Consider the following 21,395-nt stretch of genomic DNA (forward strand, 5'->3'; position numbering starts at 1 on the left):
CGCGATATCACCCCACCGCCGGGAACACCGGCAACAGCAGATACAGCTTGATGACGATGGCGTTGGCGATATCGATAAAGAACGCCCCCACCATCGGCACCACCAGAAATGCCAGGTGCGACGGGCCGAAGCGATCGGTGATCGCTTGCATGTTGGCGATCGCCGTCGGCGTGGCGCCCATGCCGAAGCCGCAGTGGCCGGCGGCCAGCACCGCCGCATCGTAGTTCTTGCCCATTACCCGGTAGGTGACGAAGATCGCGTACAGCGCCATCACCAGCGTCTGTACGGCCAGGATCGCCAGCATCGGCAGCGCCAGCGAAGCCAGCTCCCACAGGCGCAGGCTCATCAACGCCATCGCCAGGAACAGCGACAGGCTGACGTTGCCCAGCACCGATACCGCCCGCTCGAACACGGTATAGAAACCGGTGAAGGCCAGCGTGTTGCTGAGGATCACCCCGACGAACAGCACGCAAACGAAGTTAGGCAGTTCAAACACCGTACCGCTCAGCAGACCGGCAATCAGCTGCCCCAGGCTCAAACAAATGGCGATCATGGCGATGGTTTCAATCATCACCAGCGAGGTGATCAGGCGGCCGCTTTCCGGCTTCTCGAAGCCGCTCGGCTGCACGCTGTCTTCCGGTGTGCCTTCCGGCGTAGAGGAGTGTTTAACCAGATAGCGCGCCACCGGGCCGCCGATCAGGCCACCCAGCACCAGGCCGAAGGTGGCGCAGGCCATGGCGACTTCCGTCGCGTTTTCAAAGCCGTAGCGCTCGATGAACAGCTTGCTCCAGGCCGCCCCGGTGCCGTGGCCGCCCGACAGGGTGATCGAACCGGCGATCAGGCCCATCAACGGATCCAGCCCCAGCATTTTCGCCATGCCGATGCCGATGGCGTTCTGTACCAGCAGCAGCCCCAACACCACGAACAGGAATACCATCAGCGCTTTGCCGCCGGCGCGCAACCGCGCCAGGTTGGCGTTCAGGCCGATAGTGGCGAAGAAGGCCAGCATCAGCGGATCCTTCAACGACATGTCAAAGCTGATTTCCCAGTTGGCGAATTTTTTCAGGACTAACAGCAGGAGGGCCACCAGCAAACCGCCGGCGACGGGAGCGGGAATGGTATATTTTCGCAGCAGAGGAATGCTTCTGACGCACTTGCCCCCAAGGAGCAAAACCAGCGTCGCCGCGACTAACGTGCCATAAGTATCAAGATGAAACATCCAGGTACTCCATGTAAGGGAAAAGATCCAAATAAAAATAATAAGTTATAGAAAACCACGTAGTTTTTAAACTTGATGAGTGCAGGATTAGAAGTAAAAAACGCTGAGATGACAAGAAAAAATGAATGAAAATGCGACATAAACGGGAAAGTCGGCAACATAATATTTAGGCGCAACCGTTTGCTTTTGCGGGGCGGCGCATTAAAATGCCTGCTTTGCCGTATCTGGAAACGCCACACCATGAGCATGTCATCCTCCGAGCTTGATGCCGCACGCCAAACCGCCTCTGAACCCCGCGCCAGCGAACTGATTTATCGCCTCGAAGACCGCCCGCCGCTGCCACAAACGCTGTTTGCCGCCGGCCAGCACCTGTTGGCGATGTTCGTTGCGGTGATCACTCCGGCGCTGCTGATCTGCCAGGCGCTGGGTCTGCCGGCGCAGGATACCCAACACATCATCAGCATGTCGCTGTTCGCTTCCGGTCTGGCTTCCATTCTGCAAATCAAAACCTGGGGGCCGGTGGGCTCCGGGCTGCTGTCGATTCAGGGCACCAGCTTCAACTTCGTTTCGCCATTGATCATGGGCGGCCTGGCGCTGAAAAACGGCGGCGCCGACGTGCCGACCATGATGGCCGCGCTGTTCGGCACCCTGATGGTCGCCTCCTGCACCGAAATTTTGCTGTCGCGCGTGCTGCATCTGGCGCGCCGCATCATCACCCCGCTGGTTTCCGGCATCGTGGTGATGATCATCGGCCTGTCGCTGATTCAGGTCGGCCTGACCTCGATCGGCGGCGGCTATGCCGCGATGAACGACCACAGCTTCGGCTCGCCGAAAAACCTGCTGCTGGCCGGCGCGGTGCTGGCGGTCATCATCCTGCTGAACCGCCAGCGCAACCCTTACCTGCGCGTCGCTTCGCTGGTGATCGCCATGGCGGTCGGCTACCTGCTGGCCTGGGCGATGGACATGCTGCCCACCGACGCTCCGGCGGCACCGACGGCGGCGATTACCATTCCAACGCCGCTCTATTACGGCCTGGGCTTCGACTGGAACCTGTTGCTGCCGCTGATGCTGATCTTTATGGTCACCTCGCTGGAAACCATCGGCGACATCACCGCCACCTCTGACGTCTCCGAACAGCCGGTCAGCGGGCCGCTGTACATGAAGCGTCTGAAAGGGGGCGTACTGGCCAACGGCCTGAACTCGATGCTGTCGGCGGTGTTCAACACCTTCCCCAACTCCTGCTTCGGCCAGAACAACGGCGTGATCCAGCTGACCGGCGTCGCCAGCCGCTACGTCGGCTTCGTGGTGGCGCTGATGCTGATCGCGCTGGGGCTGTTCCCGGCGGTGGCCGGCTTCGTGCAGCACATCCCCGAGCCGGTACTGGGCGGCGCGACCATCGTGATGTTCGGCACCATCGCCGCCTCCGGCGTGCGCATCGTGTCGCGCGAACGCCTGAACCGGCGCGCTATCATGATCATGGCGCTGTCGCTGGCCGTCGGCATGGGCGTCTCCCAGCAGCCGCTGATCCTGCAGTTCGCGCCGGACTGGCTGAAAACCCTGCTCTCTTCCGGTATCGCCGCCGGCGGCATTACCGCCATCGTGCTGAACCTAGTGTTCCCGCAGGAACACGAAAAAAAGTAACCCGCCCATTGGCGTTCAAACGGCCGCTTGCGGCCGTTTTTTATTGTCTATCAGACCATTGCCCTTGAGATGCCCGGCCAATTGCGGCATAAACAGGGTATCTTTTTTGACCGATGCGGATGTAGACGATGAAATTTATCGGAAAGCTGTTGCTGACGTTGCTGCTGCTGATCGTGCTGGCGGCGGTGGTGCTGTATCTGGTGGGGCAAACCCGCTGGGCGGCAGGCCGTCTAAGCGCCTGGATCAGCGACAACAGCGAATACCGCCTGTCGATAGGAAAAATCACCCACTCGTGGAATCAGCCGGGCCAGATCGGTCTGGAAGACGTGCAGCTGGCGCGCAGCGGCCAACCTCAGGCGCTGGTCGCCAAACGCGTCGATCTCGGCCTCAGCCTGCGCCAAATCACCGAACCGCGCTATTTTTACAGCGTCACGCTGCGCGACGGCACGCTGAACGTGCAGCCACAGGCTGCTGCGCTGCCCGTACAGGCCGACGTGCTGCAACTGAGCAACATGGCGCTGCAGTCCAACGATAGCGAGTGGCAGCTCAACGCGCAGCAGGTCAATGCCGGCATCACGCCGTGGCGCCCGCTGGCCGGCCATCTGCTGGGGGACAACAACCAGTTCCAGTTCAGCGCCGGTTCGATGACGCTGAACGGCATCCCCGCCTCGAAGGTGTTGGTGCAGGGGGAGCAAAAACAAGGCCAGCTGCTGTTGAACAACTTCGGCGCCGATCTGGCGCAGGGCGACCTGACCGGCGTGGCCAGCCGCGCCACCGACGGCAGCTGGCAGGTGGATCGCCTGCGGCTGAGCGGCGTGCGCATGCAGACCCCGATGACGTTGGCGGAATTCATGCGGCGCTTCACCGCTCTGCCGCCGGTCACCCTCAAGCGTTTCGATCTGATCGATGCGCGCCTGGAAGGCAAGGCGTGGGCGGTTAACGATCTCGACCTGTCGCTGCAAAACGTCAGCGTCGAAAAAGGCGACTGGCGCAGTGAAGACGGCTCGCTCAACGTCAACGCCGGCGACGTGGTCAACGGCGGTTTCCACCTGATCGATCCGATCGCCACCCTGCGGCTCTCCTCCGCCGGCATCGCCATTCAGCAGTTCACCACCCGCTGGGAAGGCGGGCTGCTACGCACCTCCGGCAACTGGCTGCGCGCCGGCAAACGCCTGCAGCTGGATGAAGTGGCCATGGCGGCGCTGGAGTACACCCTACCGATCGACTGGCGCGAGCTGTGGCTGAAACCGCTGCCGGACTGGCTGGCGGAGGTGTACGTCACCAAGCTGACCACCAACCGCAATCTGATTATCGATATCAACCCGGCATTCCCGTTCCAGATCACCGCGCTGGACGGTTACGGCAGCAACCTGCTGCTGGCGCGCGACCACCAGTGGGGCATTTGGTCCGGTTCGCTGAACCTGAACGGCAGCGAGGCCACCTTCAACAAAATCGACGTGCGGCGCCCTTCGCTGGCGCTGAACGCCGACGCCAACCAGATCGCCGTCACCGAGCTCAGCGCCTTTATGCCCAATGGGTTGCTTGAGGCCAAAGCGACCGTCGATCAGCTGCCGGGCAAGCCGTTCCAGTTGACGCTGCACGGCCGTTCGGTACCGATCAACACCTTGCAGCAATGGGGATGGCAGCCGGTGCCGCTGACGGGTGACGGCAACCTTGAGCTGCAGTTGAAAGGGCTGCTGAACAGCGATGGGCCGTTCAAGGCCTCATTGAAAGGCAATCTGCAGGCCACCGCCGGCGACGGCCAAGCGGTGAACCAACAACTGCCGTAGTGCACTGCGCGGCCCGCCCTCAGGGCAGGGCCGCCGCCTTACTCCTCCAGCGCTTCAGAGCCGCCCTGATCCAACGGCACATCCGGCTCGGCCGGCAACACCATATAGGTACCTTCGAACACTGCGCCCTTGTCCTCGTCACCGAACAGATGCACTTCGGCGTGTACGCGCGCGCGGCGGCCACGCGCCAGACGCGCCAAATCGCCGCTCAGCGAGCCGAGATCCGCCACCGCCCGCGGCCTGCCGGTAATCGGTTTGCTGTAGCGAATGTGCGCGTCCGCCAGAATGATGGTGCCGCCCAGATGGCGCTCGCGCAGCAGCAGCCAAATCAGCCCCCAGGCGGTCAGCGTCGCCAGTGAGAACAGGCTGCCGGCAAACAGCGTATGGTGCGGATTCTGGTTGCCGATCTCCGGCATGGTGGTGACGAAGCGCTGGCCGGTGTATTGGCTGATGCGCACGCCCATCTTTTCGCTCAGCGGGATGTGTTCATACCAGGCCTGCTGCAATTGGCCGCACCAGTCGGGGCGATGCAGGATATCGTCCAGCGTCGCCACCGGTTTGATCATCAAAAAATGACGGATCGGGGTGGTCTGCGGCGCGGTGATCTCGCCCTGATTGACGAAGCCCAGTTTGGCGAAGAAATCCACCGCGTCTTCACGGGCGCTGCACACCACCCGCTTCACGCCTTCCTGCCGCGCGACCGACTCCAGCGTCATCGCCACCAGCGTCCCCAGCCCTTTATCCTGCAGCGTCGGATCTACCGCCAGAAAACGGATCGCCGCCTCGTTGTCGGCATTGATGTACAGCCGCCCGATGGCGACGATTTTACCGGCCTCGTCCACCACCATTTGGTGATGGGCCATGGCGTCATAGGCATCCTTTTCCGAACCCACCGGCTGGTGCAGCGGCTTGCGCAGCATTTCCCAGCGAAACTGGTAATACTCCTTCAGTTCTTGCTCTGTTACGGGTACTCGTAGGTGATACATAGACGCCTGTTCTCCGAATGCTTAGACCTGTAGCCAGAATGTCACCGGACCATCGTTGACCAGCGCCACCTGCATGTCGGCGGCGAACTCGCCGGTCTGGGTCTCTACGCCGCGTTCGCGGCACTGGCCAACAAAATATTGATACAACCGATCGGCGACCAAAGGCGCGGCGCCGCGCGAAAAGCTGGGCCGCATGCCCTTCTGGGTGTCCGCCGCCAGGGTGAACTGCGAGACGACCAGCACGCTGCCCCCGGCCTGCTGGACGTTGAGGTTCATCTTGTCGTTCTCGTCGCCGAAAATGCGGTATCCCAACACGCGTTCGCACAGGCGCTGCGCTTTTTGCTCGTTATCGCCCTGCTCCACGCCCAATAACACTAACAAACCGGGGCCAATCTTGCCTACCGTCTCGCCACCTACCGTGACGCTGGCGTTTAACACCCGTTGAATCAACGCAATCATTCCTGCTGCCCTTCTGGTTTTTGTTCCTGTTGCTCCGCCTTCTGCCGGCGGTAGTCACGGTATTCGCCGATGGTCACGGTGATTTCCGCGCCGAGTAACACGATACACCAGCTCCAGTAGACCCACAGGAATAAAATCGGGATCACCGCCAGCACGCCGTAAATCAGCTGATAGGAGGGGAACATGGTGACGTACAGCGCGAATCCCTTCTTACCCAGCTCGAACAGCAATCCGGCCACCACCGCGCCAATCAGCGCGTCTTTGGGCGGCACGCGCACCGTCGGCACGATGCAATACAGCAGCCAGAAGGAGGTGCACGACAAAATCAGCGGAAAGATGCGCAGCACCTGATCCACCAGGCCGTTGACGCCGGTCTGCGCCAGCCAGTTGAGCGACAGCAGGTAGGAACTGATGGCCATGCTGGCGCCCACCAGCAGCGGCCCCAGCGTCAGCACCATCCAGTACACGGCGAAGGAGAAGACGATCGGCCGTTTGTTCTTGCTGCGCCAGATGGTGTTCAGCACGCTGTCCACCGAGGAGATCAACAGCAACGCGGTAACGATCAGCCCGCAGGTGCCGACGGCGGTCATCTTGTTGGAATTGGCGACGAACTGTTCCAGGTAGTTCTGGATGACGTTGCCGGCGGCCGGCACGAAATTGGAAAAGATGAAGCTCTTCAGCTGTTCGCTGATGTCGGAAAACATCGGGAAAGCGGCGAACAGGGCGAACACCACGGTGACCAGCGGCACCAGCGACAGCAGGGAAACGTAGGCGAGATGGCCCGCCAACATCGTCAGGCCATCGTGGTCGATGCGTTGGTACAGCAGCCGTCCGAAGGTGACGCTTGGCTTAATCGCAGAAGGCAGCTTCTTGCGGCGGAAAAACGACATGGTCACTCCTTGATGTCCGTTGATACGCCTTAAGCTTAACGCGCCCTGCGCTCATTGGGCAAAATAGGCCGGCACCACGTCGCGATCGGTGACGTGCACCGTCTTGATCCCCAGCGCCTGCGCGGCGAGGACGTTCGCCGGGTGATCGTCGAAGAACACCGCGTCGGCGGCGGCGGTGTTTTCCGCGGCCAGCACATGCCGGTAGATGTCAGCTTCAGGTTTGCGCATGCCGAGATCTTGCGACAAATAGAGATGATCGGCGGCGGCAGCCACTTCAGGATAGTGCTGCGGCCAGTAATTGCAGTGCAGACGGTTGGTGTTCGACAGCACCACCACCCGGTGACCTTCGTTGCGCAGGCGCTGCATGATGTCGATCACCTCCGGGCGCAGCGCGACGAATACCGCCTGCCAACCGGTGGCGAACTGCTCAAAGCTGAGCGCGATGCCCATTTCATCGCACAGTTTGCCGGCGAAGTCTTCATCGCTGATTTCACCGCGCTCATGCTGCTGGAACACCTCACCCATGGTGAAACGATCGGACAACACCGCCAACGGCGTGCCGCTCAAATTGCTCCACACGCCCAGCACACGCTTGAAATCGATATCGACGATCACATTACCTAAATCAAAGATATACAGCATAGTCCTCTCCTGATGGGCCGGTGAGATTTCACTGTAGCGGGAAAAGGAACAGCTGAACAGGGAGCGAACGGAAAAGCGCATAGCGCGCCGCACAAACGGGGAACAACAGAGGAAAAAACTCAGGGCGCGAGAGCCGCGCCCTAAGCATGAGACACTCAATCAGCGATTAAGCGTCTTTTGGACCGCGGCTGGCACGCTTACGATCGTTTTCCGTCAGGTGACGCTTACGGATACGGATCGAGGTTGGCGTCACTTCTACCAGTTCGTCGTCATCGATGAACTCCAGAGCTTGCTCCAGGGTCATTTTGATGGCCGGAACCAGGGTAGTCGCTTCGTCGGTACCGGAAGCACGCATGTTGGTCAGCTTCTTACCGGTCAGGCAGTTTACGGTCAGGTCGTTGGAACGTGAGTGAATACCGATGATCTGGCCTTCATACACTTCCGCACCGTGGCCCAGGAACAGCTTGCCGCGATCCTGCAGGCCGAACAGCGCGAACGCGACCGCTTTGCCCTGGCCGTTGGAGATCAGCACGCCGTTCTGACGCTGGCCCACTTCGCCCGGACGCACGTCGTCGTAGTGGCTGAAGGTGGAGTACAGCAGACCGGTACCCGAAGTCATGGTCATGAATTCGTTACGGAAGCCGATCAGACCGCGGCTTGGGATCACGTAGTCGAGACGCACGCGGCCCTTACCGTCCGGATCCATGTTTTTCAGGTCGGCTTTACGCTCACCCATCGCCTGCATCACGGAACCCTGATGCTGTTCTTCGATATCCAGCGTCACGTTCTCGAATGGCTCCTGCTTACGGCCATCGATTTCACGGAAGATAACTTTCGGACGGGAAACCGCCAACTCGAAACCTTCACGGCGCATGTTTTCGATCAGCACCGACAGGTGCAGCTCGCCACGACCGGATACGCGGAAGGCGTCAGCATCATCGGTTTCTTCAACGCGCAGCGCCACGTTGTGCACCAGCTCTTTGTTCAGACGGTCAAGGATCTGACGCGACGTCACGTACTTACCTTCTTTACCGCAGAACGGCGAGGTGTTGACGTTGAAGAACATGGTTACGGTCGGTTCGTCGACGGACAGAGCCGGCAGCGCTTCTACGGCGTTGGTGTCGCAGATGGTGTCGGAGATGTTCAGCTCGCCCAGGCCAGTGATGGCGATGATGTCGCCCGCTTCCGCCAGGGTGCTGTCGATACGCTCCAGACCCAGGTGACCCAGCACTTTACCCACTTTACCGTTGCGAGTTTTACCTTCGCTGTCGATGATGGTGACCTGCTGGTTCGGCTTCACTTTACCGCGCTTGATGCGGCCGATGCCGATAACGCCCAGGTAGTTGTTGTAGTCCAACTGGGAGATCTGCATCTGGAATGGCGCTTCCAGCTCAACCTGCGGCGCAGACACGTGGTCGACGATCGCCTGATACAGCGGGGTCATGTCTTCCGCCATGTCGGTGTGGTCGACGCCGGCGATGCCGTTCAGCGCAGAAGCGTAGATGATCGGGAAGTCGAGCTGCTCGTCGGTCGCGTCGAGGTTCACGAACAGGTCGAACACCTGATCCACAACCCAGTCAGGGCGCGCGCCAGGGCGGTCAACCTTGTTGATTACCACGATCGGCTTCAGACCGTTGGCGAACGCCTTTTTGGTCACGAAGCGGGTTTGCGGCATAGGGCCATCCATTGCATCCACAACCAGCAGCACCGAGTCAACCATCGACATCACGCGCTCTACCTCACCGCCGAAGTCGGCGTGTCCTGGGGTATCCACGATGTTGATGCGGTAACCATTCCAATTAATGGCGGTGTTTTTTGCGAGGATGGTAATCCCACGCTCTTTCTCCAAATCGTTGGAGTCCATTACGCGTTCGGTGGCTTCCGCACGCTCTCCGAAAGTACCGGATTGTTGCAGCAGCTTGTCAACCAGGGTGGTTTTACCATGGTCAACGTGGGCAATAATGGCGATGTTACGCAAATTTTCGATCACAGCTTTGCCTCGGGCATTAGAAATAGCGCGCTATTGTACACGTATTAAGCGAGGGACTAAACAAGATCACAACCATCTCTTATAAACAACCGCGTACCGGTCAGTTTGTGATCCCTTTCACGGTGCAAAAAGCCGCAATCGTTGCACTTTTGCACCATTTCAGTGCCCACCCCCACCCTTATTGCACCATAACGGTGCAAATTATCACTGATGGTGCATACTGTGTCTGGGTAAAACCCGCGCAGAAAGGCGATGAAAGCCTTTTTAAAAAGTTGGCACGCTTTTCGCTTTAGTCTTTTCAAGGCGAAAAAAGCCAGTTCCACAGATTCGTTCCACGACGACGACAATGATAAACCGGGAGAGTTAAGTATGTCCGCTGAACACGTTTTGACGATGCTGAATGAGCATGAAGTGAAATTCGTAGACCTGCGTTTCACTGACACCAAGGGTAAGGAACAGCACGTGACTATCCCGGCTCATCAGGTAAACGCCGACTTCTTCGAAGAAGGCAAAATGTTTGACGGCTCCTCTATCGGTGGTTGGAAGGGCATCAACGAATCTGACATGGTGCTGATGCCGGACGCCAGCACGGCGGTTCTGGATCCGTTCTTCGAAGAACCTACGCTGATCATTCGCTGCGACATTCTCGAGCCGGGCACCATGCAAGGCTACGATCGCGACCCGCGCTCCATCTCCAAACGCGCCGAAGACTTCCTGCGCTCCTCCGGCATCGCGGACACCGTGCTGTTCGGGCCAGAGCCTGAGTTCTTCCTGTTCGACGACATCCGCTTCGGCAGCAGCATCCGCGGTTCCCACGTGGCCATCGACGACATCGAAGGCGCCTGGAACTCCGGCACTCAATACGACGGCGGCAACAAAGGCCACCGTCCGGCGGTGAAAGGCGGTTATTTCCCGGTTCCACCGGTCGACTCTTCGCAGGATCTGCGTTCCACCATGTGTCTGACCATGGAAGAGATGGGCCTGGTGGTTGAAGCGCACCACCACGAAGTGGCGACCGCCGGTCAGAACGAAGTGGCGACCCGCTTCAACACCATGACCAAGAAAGCCGACGAAATTCAGATCTACAAGTACGTGGTGCACAACGTGGCGCACGCCTTCGGTAAAACCGCGACCTTCATGCCGAAACCCATGTTCGGCGACAACGGTTCCGGCATGCACTGCCACATGTCGCTGTCCAAGAACGGCACCAACCTGTTCGCCGGCGACAAATACGGCGGCCTGTCTGAAACCGCGCTGTTCTACATCGGCGGCATCATCAAGCACGCCAAGGCGATCAACGCGTTGGCAAACCCGACCACCAACTCGTACAAACGTCTGGTGCCGGGCTACGAAGCGCCGGTGATGCTGGCCTACTCCGCCCGTAACCGCTCCGCGTCCATCCGCATCCCGGTGGTCGCCAGCCCGAAAGCGCGCCGCATCGAAGCCCGCTTCCCGGATCCGGCGGCTAACCCATACCTGTGCTTCGCCGCACTGCTGATGGCCGGCCTGGACGGCATCATCAACAAGATCCACCCTGGCGACGCCATGGACAAAAACCTGTACGACCTGCCGCCGGAAGAAGAAGCCGAGATCCCAAAAGTGGCCGGCTCGCTGGACGAAGCGATGGCCGCGCTGAACGAAGACCGCGAGTTCCTGACCCGCGGCGGCGTATTCACCGACGATGCGATCGATGCCTACATCGAACTGCGCAAAGAAGAGATGGACCGCGTTCGCATGACGCCACACCCGGTCGAGTTCGAACTGTACTACAGCGTCTAAGCCCTACCCGCGCCGTCTGCAAAGGCGGACGGCGCCCACAATTTTTGTTATCGCTTTTTTGTTGCCGTGGAAACTTTCAGCCCATCTTCGGATGGGTTTTTTTCTCCACCGTATTTTCTGCAAAACTATTCCATACCGCGCCGATCCCGGATGGAGTAGGATAGATGCACTAAAAAGGTGCAGGAGTCTGCTGTATGGCAACTGGCAAGCTGCCCGATGCTGGGCAGATCCTCAATTCACTCATCAACAGCATCCTGCTGTTGGATGACTCACTGGCGGTTCACTACGCCAACCCTGCGGCACAGCAGCTGCTGGCGCAAAGCTCCCGCAAGCTGTTCGGCACGCCGCTGCCCGATCTGCTCGGCTATTTTTCGCTGAACGTCTCTCTGATGCGTGAAAGCCTGCGCGCCGGTCAGGGCTTCACCGACAACGAAGTGACCCTGGTGGTCGATGGCCGCGCGCATATTCTTTCCCTGACCGCTCAGGCGCTCCCGGAAGGCTATATCCTGGTCGAGCTGGCGCCGATGGACAATCAGCGCCGCCTGAGCCAGGAACAGCTGCAGCATGCCCAACAGGTGGCCGCCCGCGATCTGGTACGCGGTTTGGCGCACGAGATTAAAAACCCGCTGGGCGGCCTGCGCGGCGCGGCGCAGCTGCTGGCCAAAGCGCTGCCCGATCCGGCGCTGACCGAATACACCAAGGTGATCATTGAACAGGCCGATCGGCTGCGCAATCTGGTGGATCGTCTGCTCGGGCCGCAGCGCCCCGGTCAGCACATCACCCAGAGCATCCATCAGGTCGCGGAGCGCGTCTGCCAGCTGGTGTCGCTGGAAATGCCGGATAACGTCACGCTGGTGCGCGACTACGATCCCAGCCTGCCGGAAATGGCCCACGACCCGGATCAGATAGAACAGGTGCTGCTGAACATCACCCGCAATGCGCTGCAGGCCTTGGGCGAGGCGGGCGGCACCATTACGCTGCGCACCCGCACCGCGTTTCAGATAACGTTGCACGGCACCCGCTATCGCCTGGCGGCGCGTATCGATGTCGAAGACGACGGCCCCGGCGTGCCGGCGCAGCTGCAGGACACGCTGTTCTACCCGATGGTCAGCGGCCGTGAAGGCGGTACCGGCCTGGGATTATCCATCGCCCGCAATCTGATCGATCAGCATTGCGGAAAAATTGAGTTCAACAGTTGGCCAGGTCATACCGAATTCTCGGTCTACCTGCCCATTCGTCAGTGAGGTTTGCAATGCAACGAGGGATAGTCTGGATCGTCGATGACGATAGCTCCATCCGCTGGGTGCTTGAGCGCGCGCTCACCGGCGCGGGCATGAGCTGCGCCACCTTCGAAGGCGGCAATGACGTGCTGGAAGCCTTGGCCACGCAAACTCCCGACGTGTTGCTGTCCGATATCCGCATGCCGGGCATCGATGGTCTGGCGCTGCTCAAGCAGATCAAACAGCGCCACCCGATGCTGCCGGTGATCATCATGACCGCGCATTCGGATTTGGACGCGGCCGTCAGCGCCTATCAGCAAGGGGCCTTCGACTACCTGCCGAAACCGTTCGACATCGACGAAGCGGTGGCGCTGGTCGAGCGCGCCATCAGCCATTATCAAGAGCAGCAGCAGCCGGTGCGCAGCCAGCCGGCCAGCGATCCGGCGGCGGACATCATCGGCGAAGCGCCGGCGATGCAGGACGTGTTTCGCATCATCGGCCGGCTGTCGCGTTCGTCGATCAGCGTGCTGATCAACGGCGAATCCGGCACCGGTAAAGAGCTGGTGGCGCATGCGCTGCACCGCCACAGCCCGCGCGCCAAGTCGCCGTTCATCGCCCTGAACATGGCCGCTATTCCCAAGGATCTGATCGAGTCCGAGCTGTTCGGCCACGAGAAAGGCGCCTTCACCGGCGCGAACCAAATCCGTCAGGGGCGCTTTGAACAGGCCGACGGCGGCACGCTGTTCCTCGACGAGATCGGCGATATGCCGCTCGACGTACAAACGCGCCTGCTGCGGGTGCTGGCGGACGGCCAGTTCTACCGGGTCGGCGGCTATGCGCCGGTGAAGGTCGACGTACGCATCATCGCCGCCACGCACCAGAACCTGGAATTGCGGGTACAGGAAGGCAAGTTCCGCGAGGATCTGTTCCACCGCCTGAACGTGATCCGCGTACACCTGCCGCCGCTGCGCGAGCGCCGGGAAGACATCCCGCGGCTGGCGCGCCACTTCCTGCAGATCGCCGCCAAGGAGCTGGGCGTAGAGGCCAAGAACCTGCATCCGGAAACCGAAACCGCGCTGACCCGCCTGCCCTGGCCGGGGAACGTGCGCCAGCTGGAGAATACCTGCCGCTGGCTGACGGTGATGGCCGCCGGACAAGAGGTGCTGATTCAGGATCTGCCGAGCGAACTGTTCGAAACCGCCGCGCCGGAGAGCCCCAGCCACAGCCTGCCGGACAGCTGGGCCACGCTGCTGGCGCAGTGGGCCGATCGCGCGCTGCGTTCCGGTCATCAAAATCTGCTGTCGGAAGCCCAGCCGGAGATGGAGCGCACACTGCTCACCACCGCCTTGCGTCACACCCAGGGGCACAAACAGGAAGCCGCACGCCTGCTGGGCTGGGGCCGCAATACCCTGACCCGCAAGCTCAAAGAACTGGGCATGGAATAGGCGCTGAGGTTGATGATAAAAAACGCAGCCCGGCGCACAAAAAAACGCCAACCGCAGACTTTACAGCCGGTGCGGGCGCAGTATGATCGTGTCGCACACTCTGGAGGTTGACGATGCTGGACTCATTCATCGTGTTCATTTCTCAGGGCGCGGAGCTGGGCTCCGCCGCCAGCCACACCCCGCAGGCGGCGGTCGCCGCGGTGTTGTGCGCCGCGCTGATTAACTTCTTCAGTTAAAAAAACAGCCGCATCAGCGGCTGTTTTTTCATCCTCAGATCACCCGAGAGAACTGCTGGCTGCGCGCCTGTTGCCGCAGATAGCGGTCGAAGCACATGCAGATATTGCGGATCAGCAAGCGCCCGCGCGGCGTGACGCGAATGCCTTGCTCGTCGCGCTCCACCAGCCCATCGCGTTCAAACGGCGCCAGCAGCTGCAGGTCTTCGGCGAAGTAAGCGGTGAAATCGATGCCGTATTGCCGTTCAAGCGGCTGATACGCCAACCGGAAGTTGCAGATCAACGTTTTGATCAGATCGCGCCGCAGGCAATCGTCGTCCGTCAGCGCCAACCCGCGCCACAGGGCGTTGCCCTGCGCCGGTACGCTCTCATAGTAACGCTTCAGCTCTTTCTGGTTCTGCGCATAGCTGTCGCCGAGCATGCTGATGGCCGACACGCCCAACCCCAGCAGATCGCTGTCGCCCTGGGTAGTGTAGCCCTGGAAATTGCGGTGCAGCTTGCCTTCGCGTTGCGCAATCGCCAGCTCATCGTCCGGGCGTGCAAAGTGATCCATGCCGATAAACTGATAGCCGGCATCAGTCAGGAACGCGATGCTCTGCTGCAGGATATCCAGCTTCTGCTGCGCGCTGGGCAGATCGGCGTCTTTGATTTTGCGCTGGGCGGCGAATAAATTCGGCATATGCGCGTAGTTGAACACGCTGAGGCGATCGGGATTCAGTTCAGCCACCCGCTGCAGCGTGAAGGCGAAGCTTTCCGGCGTCTGTTTCGGCAGGCCGTAGATCAGATCGATATTGGTCGAGCGGAAGCCCAGCGCTTTGGCCCGCTCGATCAGGGCGAAGATAAAGGCTTCATCCTGCTCGCGGTTGACCAATGCCTGCACCTGCTTGTTGAAATCCTGCACCCCCATGCTCAGGCGGTTAAAGCCTTCGGCGCGTAAATGATCGAGCACATCCAGCGCTATCTCGCGCGGATCGACTTCGATCGACATCTCCGCATCGGGCAGAAAATCAAAATGTTCGCGCAGCAGCGCCACCAGCCGGCTGATTTGCGCCTTGTCCAGGTAGGTTGGCGTACCGCCGCCCCAGTGCATCTGGCCAACCTTGCGGCCGGCGAACAGCGGCGCACGGCTGGCGATCTCTTGCGCCAGGACATTCAGGTATTCATCGGCCTTATGCGTCTGACGCGTCACCAGTTTGTTGCAGCCGCAGAAGTAGCACAGCTTATGGCAGAAAGGGATATGCACGTACAGCGACAGCGGGCGCTCAGGGTAGCGCGCCGCGGCGCGTTGAAACGCCGCTTCGTCGTAGCGCTGGTTAAACTCCAGCGCCGTGGGGTATGAGGTATAACGCGGCCCTGAGTAGTTATATTTTTGGATCAGGGCCAAATCCCAGACAATCGTCTGCTCTGACATGCTCACTCCTTCCGATATCTTTTTCTACCGGGCCGGGAGAGAGGCGGTTGTCTGCGCTGTCTGGCCACGGAAGCGCTGCGAAAACGCGCTTTGCGCTTAGACAGCCGCCATAGTTTACCGAATAACCACAGCAGATAACACATCAAGAGTAGGGCTATTGTCGGGATCAGCCACATGGCGCGTTAAAAAGCGTCCTTCGGGTTGCCGCCTTTCAGCAGCTTCAGAATATCTTCCTGCTTCTCCTCTTCTTCCTCGTCGTCTTCATCGCCCAGCTCGATGCCCAGCACGTCCATCAGCACATCGATGCGATCCAGCGTCTTGTCGACATACGCCTGCTCTTGCGCGTTCAGCGTTTCGCCATCGTCGATGCGATCCAGCAGCGCGTTCAGACGTTCGTCATTTTCCAGCTTCGCCAGCTCTTCTTCCGGCGACAGGCGCGGTTTCGCTTCGGCCTTTGGCTTCGGCTGCGGTTTGGCCTTCACTTTGGTTTCGTCGACCACCAGCGCAACCGGCACTTTACTGCCGATACGCGGATCTTTGGCTTCCGCCGCCGATTTGTTTTTCTGGCTGCCGGACTCGACCTGAGTGCGCGAACCGGAAGCGTGGCCGCGGCGTTTTTTCAGGCGTTTGCGCTCACGCGCTTCCTGATCGAGCTCCATACGGCTTTTCTTTTTCGTTTTTGACTTCGCCGCGCTGCCGCGAGGTGCTTTTGATGGCTGGTTCATAGCGTGTGCTCTTAGGTATGTAGATTCAGTATAGAATTGCGGCGGAATCTAGCAGAAAGCGGACAAAGAAAAAAGGCGGCAGGTTAAACCTGCCGCCTATTTCGCACCTTCTTGCGAAGGGTATTCCTGTTACGCGCTCCTTGCGTACATGCAACATCCCGGTTTTTCCTTCTGCTATAACCGCATTCCCTGCCACTACGTCCTTCATCCTGAAAGGAAAATCGTCCATGGCGCAATCCATTCGCATCCGCTCTTCCCGAGCGCGCTTCCTGCGGGCATCCAAACTGCCGATACTTCACCATCCGATGTGCCTGCCGCCTATTCCGGTGCGAAAGGGTCACTTCCTTTTGCGTTCATCCTGGCACTCATTGCACGCCCTGTGCATTCCCTGAGATTTGTCATCCTTCCCGGATGTTCCCTAATCCTGCGCAACCCTGCGTTAACGAGTACTTTACGTTATTGTTGCGAAGGCTCAAGGCACCGGAGGCCGATTTGACTGACATTTCCACACAACGAAAAAACAACACATTGTTTTTAAAAAAGAAACAGAAATGTCGCTTTCGAATAAAGCGACATTACCCGCGATTCGAATGGCAAATGTCTCACAACGTACGAGCAGCTTAACCGTCGTTTTATCGCGCCCCGCCGCTTAAAAACGGAGAAACACGCCATTTTTACCGCTGATGCAGTTATAATCGCCAACCAGTTAGCCATCCTCACGGAGACGAAAAATTTTGACCAGCAAGAACTACAACTATCATGTGACCCATTTCGTCACCAGCGCACCCGATATTCGCCATCTTCCGGGGGATGCAGGAATTGAAGTCGCCTTTGCCGGCCGTTCCAACGCCGGTAAATCCAGCGCGCTGAATACGCTGACCAACCAAAAAAGCCTGGCGCGCACCAGTAAGACGCCGGGGCGCACCCAGCTGATTAACCTGTTCGAAGTGGAAGACGGCATTCGTCTGGTCGACCTGCCGGGTTATGGCTACGCCGAAGTGCCGGAAGAAATGAAGCGCAAATGGCAACGCGCGCTGGGCGAATACCTGCAGATGCGCAACAGCCTGAAAGGGCTGGTGGTGCTAATGGATATCCGCCATCCGCTGAAAGATCTCGACCAGCAGATGATCCAGTGGGCGGTCGACGTCGGCACGCCGGTGCTGGTGTTGCTGACCAAGGCCGACAAGCTGGCCTCCGGTGCACGCAAGGCACAGCTCAACATGGTGCGTGAAGCGGTGCTGCCGTTTATGGGGGATATCCAGGTCGAAGCCTTCTCATCGCTGAAAAAGATCGGCGTCGACAAGCTGCGCCAGAAGCTGGACACCTGGTTTAACGAGATCCCGCCGGAAGTGCTGCCGGAAGAGGACATCGGCGAATAAGCCCAGATCGCACGTTTGAGCCGATGCCCCGCCGCATCGGCTTTTTTATGCCCGCAGATCGGCCGCAGGCGGGATTTTTCGTTATCTAATTACATTTTTGAAATAAAGCCATCATAAAGACTTATCGCCAAAACGGGCTTGTTTCGCCGAATTACGCGGATTGAGGGAGCGGAAGTTGAAATGAAAGTCGGGGCCGAGCGATAGGAAAAACGTATGGTTTGCTGCTGTTTTTACAATAAAAAACGCCCCAGTCAATACTGACTGGGGCGGCTAAATATTCAGCCAAATCCGATTACGTGAAGTAAAAGGTCTGAAAGATAGAACATCTTACCTCTGTACCCTACGCCTGTAACTCTACATCATTTTTTCGCAGGGCAAAAGAATTTTTTGTAGTTTACTTACACAATTTGAGACGCAAGAACGGCGAAGTTGGGGAAACTATCGCCGCATCTTGTAGCTTAATTACGAAAAGTGCTTAGCTTCTCGCCAGTTAGCGCATACGGCGATAACCCGACGATCAGTGCGCCTCATCCCAGTTCATGCCGACGCCCACATCGACCTTCAGCGGCACCGCCAGCGTCATGCTGCCTTCCATCAGTTGGCGGATACGTTGGCTGGCTTCGTCGATCACCGACTCGTGCACCTCGAACACCAATTCATCGTGCACCTGCATGATCGCGCGCACCAACGGCTTCTCCTGCCCCTGCAGCCAGGCGTCGACCTCGATCATCGCACGCTTGATGATATCGGCCGCCGTGCCCTGCATCGGGGCGTTGATGGCGGCGCGCTCGGCCGCCTTGCGGCGCATGGCGTTGCTGGAGCGTACGTCCGGCAGATACAGACGGCGGCCGTCCAGCGTGCTGACATAGCCCTGCTCGGAAGCCTGCTGACGGGTGCGCTCCATGTAATCCAGCACGCCCGGGTAACGTTCGAAGTAGAGATCCATATAGCGCTGGGCTTCCCCACGCGGGATCCCCAGCTGACGCGCCAGGCCGAAGGCGCTCATGCCGTAAATCAAACCAAAGTTAATCGCCTTGGCGCTGCGGCGCTGCTCGCCGGTCACTTTATCCAACGGCACGCCGAAAACTTCCGACGCCGTGGCGCGGTGAATGTCTTTCCCTTCGGCGAAGGCCTTCAGCAGCCCTTCATCCTGAGACAGATGCGCCATGATGCGCAGCTCGATCTGCGAGTAGTCGGCCGCGACAATGCGGTAGCCTTCCGGCGCAATAAAGGCCTGGCGAATGCGCCGCCCTTCTTCGTTGCGCACCGGGATGTTCTGCAGGTTCGGATCGCTCGAGGAGAGACGGCCGGTGGCGGTCACCGCCTGATGATACGAGGTATGCACCCGCCCGCTGACCGGATTGATCATCAGCGGCAGCTTGTCGGTATAGGTGGTCTTCAGCTTCGCCAAACCGCGGTATTCCAGAATCACCTTCGGCAGCGGGTAGTCGAGCGCCAGCTCGGCCAGCACTTCTTCGTTGGTGGATGGCGCCCCGCCCGGAGTTTTCTTCAGCACCGGCAGCTTTTGTTTTTCGTACAAGATAGCCTGCAGCTGCTTGGTCGACGCCAGGTTGAACGGCTCTTCCGCCAGCTCGTGGGCCTGCGCCTCCAGCTCAGCCAGACGCTTGGCCAGCTCCTGGGAGTGGGCCGATAAAATGGCCGGATCGATCAGCACCCCGGTGCGTTCAATATGCGACAGCACCGGCAGCAGCGGCATTTCAATCTCGTTGAACACCGTCAGCAGTTCCGCGCTCTGTTTCAGCTGCGGCCACATCGCCAGATGCAGCTGCAGCGTGACATCGGCGTCTTCGGCAGCGTATGGCGCCGCCTGCTCAAGCGCGATCTGATTGAACGTCAGCTGGTTCTTGCCCTTGCCGGCGATCTCTTCGAAGGTGATGGTTTTGTGGCCAAGATAACGATCGGCCAGGCTGTCCATATCATGACGGCCGCCGACGCTGTCCAGCACATAGGACTCCAGCATGGTGTCGTAGGCGATGCCGCGCATCTCGATGCCGTAACGCGCCAGCAGGCTCATATCGAACTTCAGATTTTGCCCGACCTTGAGCGCTTTCTCGTCTTCCAGCAGCGGCTTGAGCGCCTCCAGCACGTAAGCGCGATCCAGCTGCGCCGGCGCATCCAGATAATCGTGCGCCACCGGCAAATAAGCCGCTTCGCCCGGCGCGATCGCAAAGGACAGGCCGATCAGATTGGCGGTCAGGGTATCCAGGCCATCGGTTTCGGTATCGAAGGCAAACACGTCGGCTTTTTTCAACCGCGCCAGCCAGTCGGTAAAGGTCGCTTCGTCCAGGATGGTGACATAACCGTCCTGAGACAGCTTGGCCTCCGCCAGCGCTTTCGGCGCTTCCGCGGCTACGGCTGGTTTGGCGGCGCCGGCAGCTTTCGCGCCCGCGCCTTTCTTGTTTTCCAACCAGACGCCGGCTTCTACGTCCGCCAGCCAGCGTTTGAACTCGTACTGTTTGAACAGCTGTTGCAGCGTGTCGACATCCGGCGCGGAGACCGTCAGGTCCGCACAGGTCAGATCCAGCTCGACGTCGGTTTTGATCGTCGCCAGCTTATAGGAGAGGTACGCGACCTCTTTATTCTGTTCCAGCTTGGCCGCCATGGTTTTGGCGCCGCGGAAGCTCAGCGTGGCGATGTTCTCCAGATTGCCGTACAGCGCATCCAGCCCGCCGATACCCTGCAACAACGCCTGGGCGGTTTTCTCGCCCACGCCCGGCACGCCGGGAATGTTGTCCGATGAATCGCCCATCAGCGCCAGGAAGTCGATGATCAGCTCCGGCGGAATGCCGTACTTGTCGCACACTTCCTGCGGGCCGAGGATCGTGTTGTTCATGGTGTTGATCAGGGTGACGTTCGGCGTCACCAGCTGCGCCATGTCTTTGTCGCCGGTGCTGATCAGCACCGCGTGGCCGGCCTTTTCGGCCTCCAGCGCCAGCGTACCGATGACGTCATCCGCCTCTACGCCGGGCGTCACCAATAGCGGCAGGCCCATCGCCTTGACCATGTTGTGCAGCGGCTCGATCTGCGCGCGCAGATCGTCCGGCATCGGCGGCCGGTGCGACTTGTATTCAGCGAACAGATCATCGCGGAAGGTCTTCCCTTTGGCATCAAACACCACGGCAACGTGGCTCGGTTGATACTGCAACAGCAGACTGCGCAGCATATTCAGCACGCCGTACATCGCGCCGGTCGGCTCGCCCGCCGAATTGGTCAGCGGCGGGAAGGCGTGATAAGCGCGGTAGAGGTAAGAGGAACCGTCAACCAGGATTAGTGGGTTTTCTGCAATCTGGGCCATAGCGTTTCTTTATCGTGATCGGACATAGGGGTAAGCATGCCATAGCTGGCCGCCGGAGACGAACCTTAGCGTGCATTGCGGACGAAAATGATGTGATTGTGCGCGAGGATCCGCAAGATCTTACCTGTGGATAACTTTGTGCATAGAAAAGAGACCGAATTATAACGCTGCGATTATCGTTATAACGGCGAATAAAATTCCTATTTAAATCACCGCGTTAAAAGAACGAATTCCGGCGACGCTTAATTATTGGCTTTTATTGGATTTGTG

At 59.4% G+C, this 21,395-nt stretch carries 17 protein-coding genes; 7 read left to right on the forward strand and 10 right to left on the reverse strand.

Annotation, left to right across the window (positions count from 1 at the left end; genetic code table 11):
* Positions 1-7: 7 nt before the first annotated feature.
* Entirely contained in the window at positions 8-1,219 is a 1,212-nt protein-coding gene (gltS, locus tag ACORQT_RS24015) for a sodium/glutamate symporter (protein ID WP_033645177.1), read from the reverse strand.
* Between the two features lie 240 nt (positions 1,220-1,459).
* Between gltS and ACORQT_RS24020 the strand changes: the two genes are divergently transcribed.
* Entirely contained in the window at positions 1,460-2,860 is a 1,401-nt protein-coding gene (locus tag ACORQT_RS24020) for a nucleobase:cation symporter-2 family protein (protein ID WP_042785599.1), read from the forward strand.
* Positions 2,861-2,988: 128 nt separating this feature from the next.
* On the forward strand, positions 2,989-4,650 hold the full coding sequence (locus tag ACORQT_RS24025; protein WP_047025864.1) for an AsmA family protein: 1,662 nt from the start codon (positions 2,989-2,991) through the stop codon (positions 4,648-4,650).
* Positions 4,651-4,688: 38 nt separating this feature from the next.
* Here the strand turns inward: ACORQT_RS24025 and fabY are convergent, their stop codons facing one another.
* The 5 genes from fabY to typA form a co-directional block, all read right to left on the reverse strand.
* Positions 4,689-5,636 (reverse strand): fatty acid biosynthesis protein FabY, encoded by a 948-nt coding sequence (gene fabY / locus ACORQT_RS24030; protein ID WP_004931235.1) that lies wholly within the window; start codon positions 5,634-5,636, stop codon positions 4,689-4,691.
* Positions 5,637-5,657: 21 nt separating this feature from the next.
* Positions 5,658-6,095: a D-aminoacyl-tRNA deacylase gene (dtd, locus tag ACORQT_RS24035; protein WP_016929644.1), complete on the reverse strand. Its 438-nt coding sequence runs from the start codon at positions 6,093-6,095 to the stop codon at positions 5,658-5,660.
* Entirely contained in the window at positions 6,092-6,985 is an 894-nt protein-coding gene (locus tag ACORQT_RS24040; RefSeq protein WP_033652264.1) for a virulence factor BrkB family protein, read from the reverse strand. Before ACORQT_RS24040 ends, dtd begins: the two co-directional genes overlap by 4 nt.
* 51 nt (positions 6,986-7,036) lie before the next feature.
* A complete protein-coding gene (gene yihX / locus ACORQT_RS24045; RefSeq protein ID WP_033645174.1) occupies positions 7,037-7,627 on the reverse strand; it encodes a glucose-1-phosphatase in 591 nt (196 codons plus the stop codon).
* A gap of 166 nt (positions 7,628-7,793) precedes the next feature.
* The gene (typA, locus tag ACORQT_RS24050; protein WP_004931243.1) at positions 7,794-9,617 is read right to left on the reverse strand and encodes a ribosome-dependent GTPase TypA; all 1,824 of its coding nucleotides are present in this window, start codon (positions 9,615-9,617) and stop codon (positions 7,794-7,796) included.
* Positions 9,618-9,986: 369 nt separating this feature from the next.
* Here typA and glnA point away from each other — a divergent pair, with 369 nt between their 5' ends.
* From glnA to ACORQT_RS24070, 4 genes are all read left to right on the forward strand, one after another.
* Positions 9,987-11,396, forward strand: coding sequence for a glutamate--ammonia ligase (gene glnA / locus ACORQT_RS24055; protein ID WP_033645173.1), 1,410 nt, complete (start codon positions 9,987-9,989; stop codon positions 11,394-11,396).
* Positions 11,397-11,590: 194 nt separating this feature from the next.
* Entirely contained in the window at positions 11,591-12,640 is a 1,050-nt protein-coding gene (gene glnL / locus ACORQT_RS24060; protein WP_004931246.1) for a nitrogen regulation protein NR(II), read from the forward strand.
* Positions 12,641-12,648: 8 nt separating this feature from the next.
* Positions 12,649-14,061: a nitrogen regulation protein NR(I) gene (glnG, locus tag ACORQT_RS24065; RefSeq protein ID WP_033652266.1), complete on the forward strand. Its 1,413-nt coding sequence runs from the start codon at positions 12,649-12,651 to the stop codon at positions 14,059-14,061.
* Positions 14,062-14,174: 113 nt separating this feature from the next.
* Entirely contained in the window at positions 14,175-14,297 is a 123-nt protein-coding gene (locus ACORQT_RS24070) for a YshB family small membrane protein (protein WP_015379453.1), read from the forward strand.
* Positions 14,298-14,331: 34 nt separating this feature from the next.
* Here the strand turns inward: ACORQT_RS24070 and hemN are convergent, their stop codons facing one another.
* A complete protein-coding gene (gene hemN, locus ACORQT_RS24075; protein ID WP_042785602.1) occupies positions 14,332-15,705 on the reverse strand; it encodes an oxygen-independent coproporphyrinogen III oxidase in 1,374 nt (457 codons plus the stop codon).
* A 182-nt stretch (positions 15,706-15,887) separates the two neighbouring features.
* Entirely contained in the window at positions 15,888-16,430 is a 543-nt protein-coding gene (gene yihI, locus ACORQT_RS24080) for a Der GTPase-activating protein YihI (RefSeq protein WP_015379455.1), read from the reverse strand.
* A gap of 734 nt (positions 16,431-17,164) precedes the next feature.
* On the opposite strand from yihI, the gene yihA reads away from it, so the two are divergent.
* Positions 17,165-17,809, forward strand: a complete 645-nt coding sequence (yihA, locus tag ACORQT_RS24085; protein ID WP_004931258.1) for a ribosome biogenesis GTP-binding protein YihA/YsxC — start codon at positions 17,165-17,167, stop codon at positions 17,807-17,809.
* A gap of 278 nt (positions 17,810-18,087) precedes the next feature.
* Here the strand turns inward: yihA and ACORQT_RS24090 are convergent, their stop codons facing one another.
* Positions 18,088-18,135 (reverse strand): spot 42 RNA, inhibition of DNA synthesis, encoded by a 48-nt coding sequence (locus ACORQT_RS24090; RefSeq protein WP_071892919.1) that lies wholly within the window; start codon positions 18,133-18,135, stop codon positions 18,088-18,090.
* Positions 18,136-18,326: 191 nt separating this feature from the next.
* On the reverse strand, positions 18,327-21,125 hold the full coding sequence (gene polA / locus ACORQT_RS24095; RefSeq protein ID WP_033652267.1) for a DNA polymerase I: 2,799 nt from the start codon (positions 21,123-21,125) through the stop codon (positions 18,327-18,329).
* Positions 21,126-21,395 lie beyond the last annotated feature (270 nt).

This window comes from Serratia sp. (in: enterobacteria), assembly GCF_052400455.1.
In the GTDB taxonomy this organism is placed as follows: Bacteria; Pseudomonadota; Gammaproteobacteria; order Enterobacterales; family Enterobacteriaceae; genus Serratia; species Serratia ureilytica.